We start from the raw sequence: 12971 nt of genomic DNA, 5'->3' as shown, positions 1-12971 counted from the left end.
CCAACGAAATCCTCCTAGACTTGGTCATGCACGTCCGTCCCATCGACCCCAAGACCGCGACCATCCCGGTCACCTTCATCATGGAGGACCCGGCCGCCCTCACCGGCAAGGACGGCGCATCCCAGCAGATCGTCATGGCCGCCCCAGGCCAGAATCTCCTCGAGGTAGCCCTCGGCGCCGGCATCAACATCGAGCACGCCTGCGGCGGCGTCTGCGCCTGCTCCACCTGCCACGTCCACGTAACCGCGGGCATGTCCAACCTCTCCGAGCCCACCGAGGCCGAGGAGGACCGCGTCGAGGAGGCCCCGGGTCTGCAGCGCGACAGCCGCCTCTCGTGCCAGTGCGAGATCCGCCGCGCCGGCGCGATCACCGTCAAGGTCCCCTCGTGGAACCGCAACGCCGTGAAAGAAGTCCCGCACTAGCGCAGGATCGGCCGCCTCCCCAGCCCTTCGCCATGGCCCTCTCCAAGACATTCGGCTGGCTCGATGTTCACCGCATCGCCGAGGAACTCGCCGACGCCCACCCCGGCGTCAGCCCCGTGGCCCTCCGGTTCACCGAACTGCGAGCAATGGTCGAGGCGCTCCCGGATTTCCGCGAGGAGGCCGGTCACCCGGTCAACGAAAAGATCCTCGAGACCATACAGATGCTCTGGATGGGCGAAGCCCAGGACCGCGACGACGACGAATAGACAGCCCGGCTACTGCCTCAGCAGCACCAGCACCAGCGTGTCGTACATCGCGTGCGCGCCCACCGCGATCCCGAACCCCCGCATCACGTACACCGTCGCCAGGTACGCCCCCGACGCGGCGAAGAACCCCAGTTTCATCCAGTCCGTCCCCCCGGTCGCCAGCGTCGTGTCGTGATACAGGGCGAAGGTCAACGCCGAGCCTGCGATGCACAGGGCGTACGCCATCTTCCCCGGCAGCCGCGCCAGGTCCGCCAGCACCAGGTGCAGGAACGCGATCAGCACCAGCCGGAAGAGCATCTCCTCGTACAGCCCGGCGCCGATCGAAATCGTCAGCCGCGCCTGCCACGGGAGCGTGTACAGGTCCACGCCCGCCCCCCCGCCGGCGAGGGGGAGGGGAGGGAGGTGTGGGGGGGGGACCCCTATCTGCACCATCGAGGCCCTCCCCATGACCGCGGCCAGCACCAGCAAGGGCAGCGTCCACCCCGCCGATTCGATGAACATCCCGATCAGGACCGGCAACTCCAACCGCCACCGGTCCCGCAGGAGCACGTGCCAGACCAGCAACACGGTCACCAGGGCGATCCCGGGCAGAAAGAGCCCCACGACCCCGAAGAGGTGGAAGAAGTCCCCCAGCAGCCTCTGGGCCTGAATGGTGCGATGGGCCCCCTCCGGCCCCGAAACAAGGTACAGCGCCGACCCCAGTTCGTACGCCGCGATCAGCGGCGCCAGGAACGCCAGGATGTGCAGCGGCCGCGTCGAGAGCGCCCAGTACCCCTTCGGCTCCAGGCGGGGAAGCGGCCTGGGGGCGGCCGATTCGGGCGCAGGGGCAGGCTTCCGTGCTGGCGAGGCGGATCGCGATCGGCGGGGCGGTGGTCTACGGGTCGGCATCATCCGCCATGCATATCGGCAACGGAACGATAATCCGGCGAGTTGGGGGCCCCGATGGGGGGAGTGCGGCGCGCCCGCCAAAAGCAAATCGCCCCGTCCGGGTGCGTCCGAACGGGGCGGGAGTGAACTGGGATTTCGGCGAACGGGCCTTAGGCCTTGGCGGCCTTCTTGCTCTTGACCTTGGCCGTCAGCCGGCTCTTGCGGCGGGCGGCCTGGTTCTTGTGGATCACGCCCTTGGCCGCCGTGCGATCGATGATCTTCGCGGCGACCGCGTACGCGGCCTCGGCGTCCGCCGGGGTGCCGTGAAGGAGTTTGTCCTGCAGCTCCTTGATGGCGGTCCGCATCGTCTTCAGACGCCAGCGGTTGCGGGCGCGGTGCTTCTCGTTCTGGCGGATGCGCTTCTTTGCGGACGCTGAGTGAGCCATGAGAACTCCGAAAAACCGTCAAAGCGAGGACCTCGCCCCTGGGCCGACACCGACCGCTCCGGCGGAAGGGAAGTATCGCACCCCGGCGCGTCGAATCAAGGCCCGGCCCGCCGTCCCCGCCTTGCCGATTGCCCCCGGCCCGCTTAGTGTTACCGTCCTCCTTGCCGGAGGGCGTTGCGGGCGTAGCTCAATTGGATAGAGCACCTGACTACGGATCAGGAGGTTGAAGGTTCGACTCCTTCCGCCCGCGTTTCTCCGCCCGCGGATGGGCCGCGATCGGCCTCAGATGGGCCGGTCTGACGACCGCCTTTAGCACCCTCCGCCCGCCCCGCTCAACCACGCCGTGACGTACGCCGAGATGTCCTGCGGGTCGACCACGCCGCTGTGGTCAAAGTCGCCCATCAGGGTCCCGTTCTGGATGCTGGCGAGCCAGATCTGCACAAACACCGCGATGTCCAGCGGCTCCACCGCGCCGTTGCGGTCCAGGTCTGCTGGACACGTCAGCGTCGAGATGTTCCTCCGGACGACCACGTCGTTCATCGGCGCGGCCGCGTCGCTCACCGCGATCAGGTCCGGCAGGCCGTTCAGGTCGACGTCCGCCGTGCCGAGCAGCGTCGGCGCGGCGCCCATCGGCAGGCCCGCCAGGGGAGCGAACTGGAGCTGTTCCCCCGAGTTCAAGTCGTTGCGGAGCACCCGCATCTGGCCGCCCGCCAGCACCACCACGTCCCGGTCTGACTCCTTGTCCAGGTCCGTGATCACCAGCCCAGAGGTGGCGCCGCTTGCCGGCAGATCAACTCGCGGGGCGAACTCGAGCGTGTTGAGCGACACCGTCCGGTTCAGCACCACCGACACGGCGTTCCCCGTCCCATCCGACACGACCACATCCGGCGCGCCATCACCGTCAATGTCCGCCGCGGCGAGCCGCACCGCCGGTCCCGCCATCGGCAGCCGCCGCTCGGTCCGGTACGGCAGCGTCGGCTTGGACTGCTTGAGCAGCACCGTCAGCGACGAGTCCACTTCGTTTCCCACGATCAGGTCCAGATCGCCGTCCCCATCCGCATCGAGCAGGCACATCGACACCGGCCGACGCCCGGTCGCCGCCGGGGTCGCCGCGGTGAACGAGATCGCCGGCGGCGAAGCGCCGAGCAGGGCGGTGACCACATCCGACGCCGCACTGGCCACGACCAGATCGATCCCCTCGAACTGATCGATGTCGCCGGCCACGATCGCCCGCGGCTCCTCGCCCACGTCGCCGATGCTCGTCGCCAGCGAGAACGCGCCCATGTTGTTCGTGTTTTGGAGCACCATCACGTTGTGGCTCGAAGCGCACGCGACCGCGATATCCACCCGCAGGTCCTGGTTGAAGTCGGCAAGCGCGAGCCCCGCCGGCTCCATCCCCTGGTCGGACGGGCCGAAATCGAGCGGCACCTCGACCGAGGTGTCAAAGCCGTTCCACCCGCTCGGTCCGTTGCCGCCGTTGTAGAGGATGTGGATCGAGCCCGGCAGCCCTGTCGGGTTGGCCGGGTTGGGCACCGCGATCACAAGATCCGGCCGACCGTCGCCGTTGAGGTCGCCGATCGCTATCGCGGTCGGCCGGCCGGCAACCTGCCGGGTCTTCGGGCCGACAAACGCGATCGTCGCGGGGAGCGTCGCGGTGGTCAGCGCGGCCACCTCGCTCGTGCCGCGCAGCGTCTGGTACGCCACGCCGAGGTACCGCCCGTCTGACAGCGCCGGCATCAGGGCGACGTCGAACATGCCCTGGCGCGCATCGGCGGTCAGGATCGGCAGGTTCAGTACGCCCGGGCCCGGCTGAAACCCGCCGACGAGCGTGATGTCGAGCAGGCCGCCGAGCGAGGCCCCGCCGGTGATGCTCAGGGAGTCGAACTGCCCCGCGCCCTTGCCCCCGATCCTCGCCCGCACCCGCCCCGAGCGTGCGAACCCGTTCAACGTGCTCGGCCCGGTCATCGCCAGCGAGCCATCGATCTCGAGTTTCCCGGTCGACGCCGCGTCGGCGCCGGGCGCGATGGTGCCGACGCAGGCGACATCACCCAGGACAACACCGTTGCCGCCGAGCGTGCCGAAGTCGCCCACCAGCGACCTCGTCGCCGCGAGGCTGCCGCCGTTCACCAGGACCGAGGCCCCCGCGCTGGGATGAGCACCCACGCACAGGCCGTAATCCGCTGCGACTCCCGTGGTGACCACCACGCCCGGGGCGATCTGCAGCGTCACCGCCCCGGCGCAGGCCTCGAGCGACCGCGCCGACTGGTCGCTCGCGACCGTAACGCTGTAGGCCGAGGCCAGTTTGAACGCGCCGCTCGTCGCCACCGTCGTCGGGCCGTTGATCCAGTTGCCGCTGTTCGAGTACGCGCCGCCCGCGGCCGCCGTCCACACGGCATGATCGGCGGGCTGGTACTCGTACGCGCCGATGTCCACGATCGGGGCCGTTCCAGCGCCGGTGTCGGGCGTCGCGGGGTCGTCCTGCCGGCGTCCGAGCCCGGAGTGGTCAAACGGCGTCGGCTCGAGGAGGTCCAGGTCGTTGTCGAGGTCCAGCACATCCGCCGCGAGCAGGGTGTTTGAGCCGGCGTCGATGCACGGCGAACACGAACTGAGGCGGACGTCGTCATCGACCGTCCCGATGATCCCGTCCGCCCCGGCGAGGTTGACCAGCCCCGGATCGGGGTTCGGCCCGCCGCCGATGTTCCCCGTCCCGCCGAGCGACCCGGTGAGCCCGTGCACGAAACAGGAGTTCACCGCAAGCCCGGGCCCCGACGAGCCGACCTGCGTCGCCTCATCGGTCCGTTGGAGTGGGCCCGCGCTGTTGCGCCAGAAGATGCTGTTGTCCACGGCGAGCGAGCCGACCCCGGAGTACCGCAGCGCCGCGGCCTGGGGGGCGGACGACGTGCTCCAGTTCTCGACAAACGTGCACCCGACGACGCGGACCAGCGCCGCGTTGCAGTTCAGCGCGCTCCCGCCCTGGAACGCGACCGCCGAGTTCCCGCTGAACACGCAGTCGACGAACAACTCGCCCCCGCCGACGGCGCCGGGGCCGAAGACCGCCCCGTTGCCGAAAAAACCGCAGTTAACAAAGTTGCGCCCGCCCGAGACCGCACCCGGCCCGGCCGGCGAGGAGTGCCCGCTGAACGTGCAGCCCAGGAAGTCGCTCGCCGCACCCGGGCTGGTCACCACGCCGGCGGTGGACTCGCCGCCCACGTTGGACGCGAAGGTGCACCGGCGTGCCAGCATGTCCCCCGCGAAGTTCTGGACGGCGCCGGCGACCGACGCCAGGTTGCCATCGAAACTGCACTCGAAGAGCAGCAGCGTGCCGCCGCTGAGCGCGATCGCACCGCCGTTTCCGACCGAGGCGCGGTTCGCCGTGAACGCGCACTGATTCATGACCGTGGCGGCCCCCTCGGAGGCGACCGCCCCGCCGAAGCCGAAGTTCGTGCACCGGTTCGTGTCGAACACGCAGCCGGTGAACACGGGCGCCCCGTCGAAGATGTACACGGCGCCGCCGGACATGTCGGAACTGCGGTTCGAGGTGTTCCCACGGAAGGTGCACCCGGTCACCGCGCAGGTCGAGGCGTTGACCCGCATTCCCCCGCCGCGCTGATTGAGAAAGGGGGAGGCCACCGCCGCGCCGCCGGAGATCGTCACCCCGTCGAGCACGCTCGTGGCGTCAACCCCATCCGCGGTGACGACGTGGTACGCGTTGTCGGGCCCGTAGGAGAAGTTCGGAAGATCGTCCCCCGCGAGGTCGCCGCTGAGCGTGACGACGTGCACGGCCGGGAGCCGCTCGCCGAGCAGCGTCTCGTTCCCGGCAAACCCGCCGTACACGCGGACCTTGTTGAGCATGGAGAACGTCGCCGTCTGCGGCGTTCCCGGCGTCAACTCGTTCGTCGGCTTGTACGTTCCGGCGGCGATCCACACCTCGACGTCGCGGCTCAACTCCGGGATGAGCGCCGCCGCCTCCAGCGCGGATTCGAGCGAGCTCATCGCCGTGACCCACGACAGCCCGTCGCCCCCCGGCGGGGCCGCGGCGTTGACATGCAGAACGGTCTGAGCCTGACCTTGCCCTGCCAGCAGCACGCTGACAGCCAATCCCCACGTCCAACGGGTGCCGCTGCTGATCATTCTGGAGCGCTCCATGCACGAGTCACAGGCTCTCGCTACACATCGGCCCAACCGTGTTCCGGGGATGACCCCGCTCCTGACGCGCGTGATGTCACCGTAGCAGAACTGGTCCGAAAGGCAAGCCGTTTCGGCGCTTTGGGCGAGATGGAGAACAACTCTTCGCTGCTCACCGCTGCGCGGTTCTTGCGCAACAATAAACAAACGAGCATGATCTGAGAGTGAGACGGCCCTGCTGACCGCCGCGGACCTGTTCCTGACGTATAGGTCTGCAAAAAGCGCCGGCCGCCACGATTGTCCGATCCCGCTCGTACAGATCCGAGCATGGGCCGTTGCAGACCGGCGAGCCAGATCAGATCAGCGACGGTTCGGCGATCCTGGGGAGGGCGAACGCCTTGCGAGCAGTGTCAGCGATCGACCTGCCGATGGCGATCGACGCCGTGGCGGCCGGCGAAGGCGCGTTGAGCACGTGCACCATCCGATCACCGGTCACCACGTGAAAATCGTCAAGGAGCTTTCCGTTTGCGTCCACTGCCTGGGCCCGCACACCCGAGCGCGCGGCGACCACGTCGTCGGTGGTCAGAACCGGGATCAATCGCCTCAGGTCGGCAACGAAGCGGCGCTTGGACCAGGACCGCCGCAACTCCATCATGCCCGTGCGCCACTGGGCCATCGACATCTTCCAGAATCCGGGGAACGCGAGCATGCGGGCCGTGTCCTGCAGCGAGACGTCCTGCCAGCCGTACCCGTGCCGCGCCAGGGCGAGCACGGCGTTGGGCCCCGCCTCGACTCCGCCGTGGATCATCCGCGTGAAGTGCACGCCCAGGAACGGGAATCTCGGGTCGGGGACCGGGTAGATCAGGTTCTTGACCAGGCCGACGGCGTGCGGCTTGAGGTCGTAGTACTCGCCTCGGAATGGCACGATCCGCACACCGGGATCCGATCCGCAGAGCATGGCGACGCGGTCGCACTGCAGCCCGGCGCAGTTCACGAGCGACCGCGCGCCGATCTCGCCGAGGGGCGTGTCGAGCACGAAGCCGCCGCCGGTCCCGGAGGTCCGGTGGACGTGCATCAGCGGGGCGCCGGTGCGGACCTGTCCGCCGCGGGTGCAGACCACCGCCGCCATCGCGCGGGCCGCGGCGGGGAAGTCGACGATTCCGGTAATGGGCACGTGGAGGCCGTCGATCCCGGCGCCGGCGGGCTCGAGGTCGCGGATCTGAGAGGGCGTCAGCCGCCGGATGTCTTGGAGCCCGTTCGCCCGGCCGCGCCGCTCCAGTTCGTCGAGGCGCGGGATCTCCGATGGATCGGTCGCGACGACGATCTTGCCGCACCGGTCGTGCGGCACGTTGTGGCGGGCGCAGAATTCGTACATGGCGTCGCGCCCGGCGGCGCAGAGCGTGGCCTTGAGCGAGCCCGGCTTGTAGTAGAGGCCGGAGTGGATCACGCCGGAGTTGTGCCCGGTCTGGTGTGTCGCGAGCGCGGCCTCGGCCTCGAGGACGATCACGGAGGCGGACTCACTCAGGGCCATGGCGGTCGCGAGGCCGACGATGCCGCCGCCGATGACGGCGATGTCGAACTGTTCGGTGCTGGGTGGCATAGGTGACCGGTGAAGATATCGGCCGCCGGATGGCGGAGGAACAGATCGCGTGGACGCCGCATGGGTCCCGCGAGGTCTGCTATTCTGCGGGTCGTGACACGCTCTGCCTCCCATACTCGGGATTGGGGCCCGATGGCCACGACGCCGGCGCACCAGGCCGCGCCCGACGCCGAAGTCGGCTTCAGCGATGACTTTACGGACGACCAGCCGCCGGGCCGTGTGATCGGCAGCGTGGCCGGTACGGGCCTGCGCCGGCGCGGAATCGACGCCGAAGGGGTCATCTCGATCGATCACGGGGCGCTGCGGATCGGCATGCTCGCCCAGCCGGGCTGGGGCCGGGCGGGGGTGGTCTACGGGCCGTTCCAGCGCCGGCCGGGGCTCGCGTTCGCGGTCCAGATCCTGAATGGTCACAACACCTCGCAGAGTTACTCGCTGACCGACCGGTTCCCCAAGCGGGTCGCACGCTGGGTGCTCGGGTGCCCCGGGACCGATTCGCTGCTGTGGCGGCTGGTTCGCTGGCGCGGCCGCATGGCGCGGGAGTCGGCGCGGCGGCGGCTTGAGTGCTGGTGGAAGAGCCGGCGCGGGCACGGGAAGCCGGGGCTGGTGGACAACCTCAGCGTCGGACTGTTCCCGACGGAGATCCCCCTCGACGCCGGCGCCGAGGGGCAGGCCATGGTCATGCGCGCGGCCAACCACGAGAACGGCGAGTTGTGCGTCCGCGCGGCCGGGGGATCGGTCAGCGTCTCGCGGAACGTCCAGAACCTGCCGATGTGGTACGTCATCGTGCTGCGGGACCGTGGCGCGGCGTACTACGCGGCCTCGCTGAACGGAGCCCACGCGGTCGGCTCGTGGCCCGCGATGCGGCCGATCGCCATCGATGCCGCGGCCTCGGAGCGGAGGTTGTACGCGGGGGTGCACCAGAGTGTGTTGGGCGAGATCGGGTTCAGCGTGGACACACGGGTGTCGCGCGTGCGGGTGCTGCCGCTGCCGTCGCTGGCGAACTGGTGGGGCACAGCGCACGCCGCGGATGCGCTGGAAGGCGGCGGCGCGGTCGAGGGGACCGAGGCGTCGAGCGGAGGCACGTGGCGCGCCGAGCGAGGGAGCCTCCAGCGGCTTGAGGGTGGCGCGAGATCGATCATGTCCGAGTCGGTGCTCACGCTCACGCCGCGCGGGGCCACGGGGCTCATCCACGTGCTGGTGCAGGGAGGAGCGGAGGGTCGCGCGGGCGTCCTCTTCCGAGGTGTGAAGAACGATGTTGGAAGTGCCGCCGCAGGTGGCGGGGGGAGTGGGGGTGGAGGGGGGGACTGCTGGTCGGTGATGCTGGGGGCCGACCGGTCGGAACTGCTGATCCGACGGGACGGCCTGTGGTCGACCGTGGCGACGTCGGAGGAGGTCAAGATCAAGGTCGGCACTGTGCAGTCGCTTCAGATCAGCGACGACGGCGAGGAGATCCGGGTGTGGCTCGATGGGGCGCCGGTGTTCGGCGAGGCGGTGTGGGACTCCCGCCTGTCCGAGGGCACGGCGGTCGGTGTCCGGCTCACCGTTGCCGATGGCGGGTGGCGGCTGCGGCAGTTCGAGGCGCACCCGCGGGAGATCCCGATCCCCGAAGAGTTGGGCTTCGAGGCGGCGTGGTGCGAGCGGGGGGAGGCTGTTGTTGTCGAAGATGACTTCGAGGCCGGCGGCGGCGGCGACCTGCACGGGCGCGAGGCCGCGGGCGTGGTGTGGCGGCGGGATCTCGGGGCGGGGCGGATCGAGGTCGCCGGGAGCGACGGGCTGGCCGGGGTCGGGGCGCGTGTTGACGCCAGCACGAGCAGGCCGAATCCGGGGCGGCTGCTGCACACCGTGGCGTGGGGGGACCCGGCGTTTGCCGATGTCGAGGTCGAGATGACCCCGCCCGGCACGGCGCGGGGGCAGGGGGAGCGGGGCCGCGGCGGGGTGGTGCTGTGGCAGGATGAGGACAACTACATCGTCGTCAACCTGTGGCTCGACGACATGTTCGCGGGTTCGTCGATCTCTTCCTTCTTCTACCTCAACGGGCACGAGGATGTGTACGACGCGGTGTGGACCAACGTGGGAGCGCGGGTCACGTGGGGGAAGCGGTTCCGGCTCCGCGTGGCGTTCGACGGGATGCGGTACCTGGCGTTCGTGGATGATGAGCCGGTCCTGTGGAGGTCGCTGGAAGATGTGTACCCGGGGGCGAGACGGCTGGAGATCAACCGGGTCGGGGTGTGCGTGAACTGGGAGTTCGGGAACGACACCGGGACGCGCTTTCACCGGTTCATCGCGCGGGCGCGGCGCGGCGAGACGGTGTAACCGAACGGCGTTCATTGCGATTGCGTGGCGAGGATGTGGACGACGCACCAGTTGGAGTCCTCGTAGGAGCGCTCCAGCAGTTCGGTCGTGTAGCCGCGCTCGCGGGCCCAGGATTCGAAGCGGTCCCGCTTGGTCTGAACCTCGGGCTCGGTGGCGGCGTCGAACTCGACGATGAGCCTGGGGGCGTGGCGGGCGAGGGTCTGCTCCATCCCGGCGAGAACCTCGAACTCCGCGCCCTCGACGTCGACTTTCACGAGCGAAGGCGGGGGAACCTGCGAGTTTGCAACGAGGTCGTCGATGGTGACCGTCTCGACCCGCAAGCGGCCGGAGGCATCCGGCGGGGCCTGGGCGGAAGAGAGGACGGCTCCGCCGGGGTGGTGGGCGAGGATCAGGTCCAGGTGTCCTGGCTGCGAAGCGGCGGCGGCCTGGATGACGCGGATGTTCGGCATCGCGTTGATCGCGGCGTTGTGCCGGATGTGCCCGGCGTTGGCGGGGACGGGCTCGAAGGCGATGACTTTTCCGCCGGGGCCCACGCACCGTGCCGCCAGGATCGCGAGGAACCCGTAGTTGGAGCCGATGTCGTAGACGACGTCGCCGGGTCTCAGGAGATGCTGGAACTGGGCCTGGACGGCAGGCTCGACGCGGCCGGAGGAGAAGTCGATGTGGCTGCCGGGCTGGCGGAAGCGCAGGCCCGCCGCGGGGCCGGAGCGGATGGTCAGTGTGCGCACCGACCAGGACATGCGTTTGGCGCGGGCGATCAGGCGTGGGACGATTGGGGGCATGGTGGTGGCGGTCGGCGCGGGCCCGACGGGCAAGAGTATCGTCCCGGCGGACCGATCAGGGTGTGTCGCGATGGGAGAAGGCGAAGGGAGCAGTGCGGCCGGCATGAGGCGAGTGGTCGAGCGATTCGAGGCGTTCAAGTTCGGCCTGATGCGGGCGGTGCTGACGCTGCGCGGGCGGGACGCGACGCTGCGGGCCGCGGAGCGTTCGGCTGTAGTGATCGCGCCGCACCCGGACGACGAGACCTTGGGGTGCGGCGCGGTGATCATGCGGAAGGTCGGCGCCGGGAAGCGGGTGCGGGTGGTGATCGTGACGGATGGGCGGCGGTCGCATGATTCGAAGTCGGTGACGGCCGAGGAGTTGGTGGCGATGCGGCGGCGTGAGGCGATCGAGGCCTGCCGCGTGATGGGGGTGGGGGATGATGCGGTGGTGTTCATCGGGTGTCCGGACCAGGAGGTGGGAGCGCGGCGGGAGGAAACCACTCGGCGGCTGCGTGCGGTGATCGAGGCGGAGGCAGCGGCGGGAGGGGCGGAGGAGGTGTACTCGCCGAGCGGGATTGACCGCAACGCGGACCACCGCGACATCGCGGCGATCGTGCGAGACCTCGCGGCGGCGGGGCGCTTTGCGGGCGATCTGCTGGAGTACCCGGTGTGGTTCTGGACGTTTCGCACGTGGATGGGCCCGGGGCGAGTGGGTGTGGGTTCGGTGGTGCGGCTCGCGTGGCGGCCGCTGGCGGCGATGGTGACGCTGCGGGTGAGACTGGTGAGCACAGACGGGCTGCTTGACCGGAAGCGTGCGGCGATCGCGGCGCACCGATCGCAGATGGAGAACCTGACGGGGGAGCCGGGGTGGGGCGTGCTGCCGCGGGCGTTCCTGCGGCACTTCTTCGGGCGGTGGGAGATGTTCTTCGTGGTCCGGAACGGGGGTGGGGCGTGAAGCGGGAGTACACGATCCTGCACGTCCTGCCGGATCTGGAGGTCGGCGGCGGGCAGCAGGTGGTGCTGCGGAACATCGTGGGAATGCAGGACCTTCGCGGCGTGGGGACGAGCCCGGCATCGAGGTTCTCGCACGTGGTGTGCAGCATCAGGGATGGGCGCGGGATGCTGGCGCAGTACGAGGCGGGCGGGGTGGAGGTGGAGTTTCTCGGGGTCGCGGGCGTGGCCGGGGTGATGGGGGGGCTCCGCAGGCTGCGGAGGGTGGTGCGCGAACGGGGGATCGACCTGGTCCACACGAACAACACCGGCGCGGACCGGTTCTTCGGGCAGCTCTGTGCGCTGGCGTGCGGGCTGCCGGTGGTGAACACGCTGCACGCGGAGCCGCCGCCCACCTGCACCGGGGACGCCGCGGCGGTGGCCACGCTGGGGTTCAAGGACCGCTTGAAAGTGACCGGGCGGGACCGGCTGACCGCGATGACGACGCGGCACTTCGTCGCGGTGTCGGAGCGGGTGAGGGAGGCGTGGGCGGCGTACCTGCGGCAGATCGGCAAGGGGGAGGATCGGGTGAGCGTGGTGACGTCGGGGCTGGACACGCGGCGGTTCCGCGCCGAGCCGGCGACGGTCGGCGCCCTTCGGCGCGAGATCCTCGGGGAACGAACAGGGCCGGTGCTGATGTACGTGGCGAGGCTGGTAGCGGGGAAGGGGCACGAGCACCTTACCGAGGTGATGCGGAGCGTGGTCGCCGCGTCACCCGGTGCAGTGCTCGCGCTGGTCGGGGACGGCGAGCGGCGCGGAGAGATCGAAGGGGCGTTCCGCGCGGCTGGGCTTGGGGGGTGCCTGCGGCTGCTGGGGGACCGGCACGATGTGCCGCTGCTGCTGGCGTCGTGCGACCTGTTCGTGTTCCCGAGCCTCTCGGAGGGGTTCGGGCTTGCGGTGCTGGAGGCGATGGCGGCGGGGAAGGCCGTGGTGGCGTTCGATCTGCCGGCGCTGCGGGAGTTTGTCGAGACGGATCGGAGGCGCGAGAGCGGGGTGCTGGTGGGCCTGGGGGACGCGGCGGCGATGGGGGATCGGGCGGTGGAGATCCTGCGCGATGGAGCGAGGATGAAGACGATGGGGGAGCGGGGACGGAGAATCGTGGAGGAGCGGTTCAGCCTGCGGGCCTCGGTGGAGCGGCTCGCGGGGGTGTACCTGAAGGTGCTGGAAGGAGATTGATCGAT

10 protein-coding genes and 1 tRNA gene are annotated in these 12971 nt (G+C 69.9%); 6 read left to right on the top strand and 5 right to left on the bottom strand.

All coding sequences use genetic code 11. The features are described from left to right. The first annotated feature begins 26 nt into the window (after window positions 1–26). Together KF745_04820 and iscX are read left to right on the top strand one after the other, a co-directional pair. Entirely contained in the window at window positions 27–422 is a 396-nt protein-coding gene (locus KF745_04820; protein MBX3357732.1) for a 2Fe-2S iron-sulfur cluster binding domain-containing protein, read from the top strand. A gap of 32 nt (window positions 423–454) precedes the next feature. After that, window positions 455–688, top strand: a complete 234-nt coding sequence (gene iscX, locus KF745_04815) for a Fe-S cluster assembly protein IscX (GenBank protein MBX3357731.1) — start codon at window positions 455–457, stop codon at window positions 686–688. Between the two features lie 9 nt (window positions 689–697). Here iscX and KF745_04810 read toward each other — a convergent pair whose 3' ends face one another. Both KF745_04810 and rpsT read right to left on the bottom strand, forming a co-directional pair. After that, on the bottom strand, window positions 698–1579 hold the full coding sequence (locus KF745_04810; GenBank protein ID MBX3357730.1) for a CPBP family intramembrane metalloprotease: 882 nt from the start codon (window positions 1577–1579) through the stop codon (window positions 698–700). 146 nt (window positions 1580–1725) lie between these two features. After that, entirely contained in the window at window positions 1726–2001 is a 276-nt protein-coding gene (rpsT, locus tag KF745_04805) for a 30S ribosomal protein S20 (protein ID MBX3357729.1), read from the bottom strand. Between the two features lie 176 nt (window positions 2002–2177). Here rpsT and KF745_04800 point away from each other — a divergent pair. Continuing rightward, a tRNA-Arg gene (locus tag KF745_04800) sits at window positions 2178–2251 on the top strand. Window positions 2252–2310: 59 nt separating this feature from the next. On the opposite strand, the gene KF745_04795 is transcribed toward KF745_04800, so the two are convergent. After that, complete coding sequence (locus KF745_04795) at window positions 2311–6132, bottom strand: VCBS repeat-containing protein (protein MBX3357728.1); 3822 nt, start codon at window positions 6130–6132, stop codon at window positions 2311–2313. A gap of 349 nt (window positions 6133–6481) precedes the next feature. Continuing rightward, entirely contained in the window at window positions 6482–7726 is a 1245-nt protein-coding gene (gene lhgO / locus KF745_04790) for an L-2-hydroxyglutarate oxidase (protein MBX3357727.1), read from the bottom strand. A gap of 132 nt (window positions 7727–7858) precedes the next feature. Here lhgO and KF745_04785 point away from each other — a divergent pair, with 132 nt between their 5' ends. After that, window positions 7859–10039, top strand: a complete 2181-nt coding sequence (locus tag KF745_04785; protein ID MBX3357726.1) for a hypothetical protein — start codon at window positions 7859–7861, stop codon at window positions 10037–10039. An 11-nt stretch (window positions 10040–10050) separates the two neighbouring features. Here KF745_04785 and KF745_04780 read toward each other — a convergent pair whose 3' ends face one another. Further along, window positions 10051–10821 carry an FkbM family methyltransferase gene (locus KF745_04780; protein ID MBX3357725.1) on the bottom strand — a complete coding sequence of 257 codons (771 nt, stop codon included), beginning with the start codon at window positions 10819–10821 and terminating at the stop codon, window positions 10051–10053. Window positions 10822–10924: 103 nt separating this feature from the next. Here KF745_04780 and KF745_04775 point away from each other — a divergent pair, with 103 nt between their 5' ends. Both KF745_04775 and KF745_04770 read left to right on the top strand, forming a co-directional pair. Further along, window positions 10925–11755 (top strand): PIG-L family deacetylase, encoded by an 831-nt coding sequence (locus KF745_04775; GenBank protein ID MBX3357724.1) that lies wholly within the window; start codon window positions 10925–10927, stop codon window positions 11753–11755. Beyond that, a complete protein-coding gene (locus tag KF745_04770; protein ID MBX3357723.1) occupies window positions 11752–12966 on the top strand; it encodes a glycosyltransferase family 4 protein in 1215 nt (404 codons plus the stop codon). The genes KF745_04775 and KF745_04770 overlap by 4 nt, the downstream gene beginning before the upstream one ends. The last annotated feature ends 5 nt before the right edge of the window (window positions 12967–12971 follow it).

This window comes from Phycisphaeraceae bacterium (assembly GCA_019636655.1).
In the GTDB taxonomy this organism is placed as follows: domain Bacteria; phylum Planctomycetota; class Phycisphaerae; order Phycisphaerales; family UBA1924; genus JAHBXB01.
This window is presented reverse-complemented; position numbering and strand designations above follow the sequence as displayed.

What these genes read in the sequence shown, in the direction of transcription:
- KF745_04820 (MBX3357732.1), top strand. Translation starts at nt 27, where the DNA reads ATGCACGTCCGTCCCATCGACCCCAAGACCGCGACCATCCCGGTCACC.
- iscX (MBX3357731.1), top strand. Translation starts at nt 455, where the DNA reads ATGGCCCTCTCCAAGACATTCGGCTGGCTCGATGTTCACCGCATCGCC.
- KF745_04810 (MBX3357730.1), bottom strand. Translation starts at nt 1,579, where the DNA reads ATGATGCCGACCCGTAGACCACCGCCCCGCCGATCGCGATCCGCCTCG.
- rpsT (MBX3357729.1), bottom strand. Translation starts at nt 2,001, where the DNA reads ATGGCTCACTCAGCGTCCGCAAAGAAGCGCATCCGCCAGAACGAGAAG.
- KF745_04795 (MBX3357728.1), bottom strand. Translation starts at nt 6,132, where the DNA reads ATGATCAGCAGCGGCACCCGTTGGACGTGGGGATTGGCTGTCAGCGTG.
- lhgO (MBX3357727.1), bottom strand. Translation starts at nt 7,726, where the DNA reads ATGCCACCCAGCACCGAACAGTTCGACATCGCCGTCATCGGCGGCGGC.
- KF745_04785 (MBX3357726.1), top strand. Translation starts at nt 7,859, where the DNA reads ATGGCCACGACGCCGGCGCACCAGGCCGCGCCCGACGCCGAAGTCGGC.
- KF745_04780 (MBX3357725.1), bottom strand. Translation starts at nt 10,821, where the DNA reads ATGCCCCCAATCGTCCCACGCCTGATCGCCCGCGCCAAACGCATGTCC.
- KF745_04775 (MBX3357724.1), top strand. Translation starts at nt 10,925, where the DNA reads ATGAGGCGAGTGGTCGAGCGATTCGAGGCGTTCAAGTTCGGCCTGATG.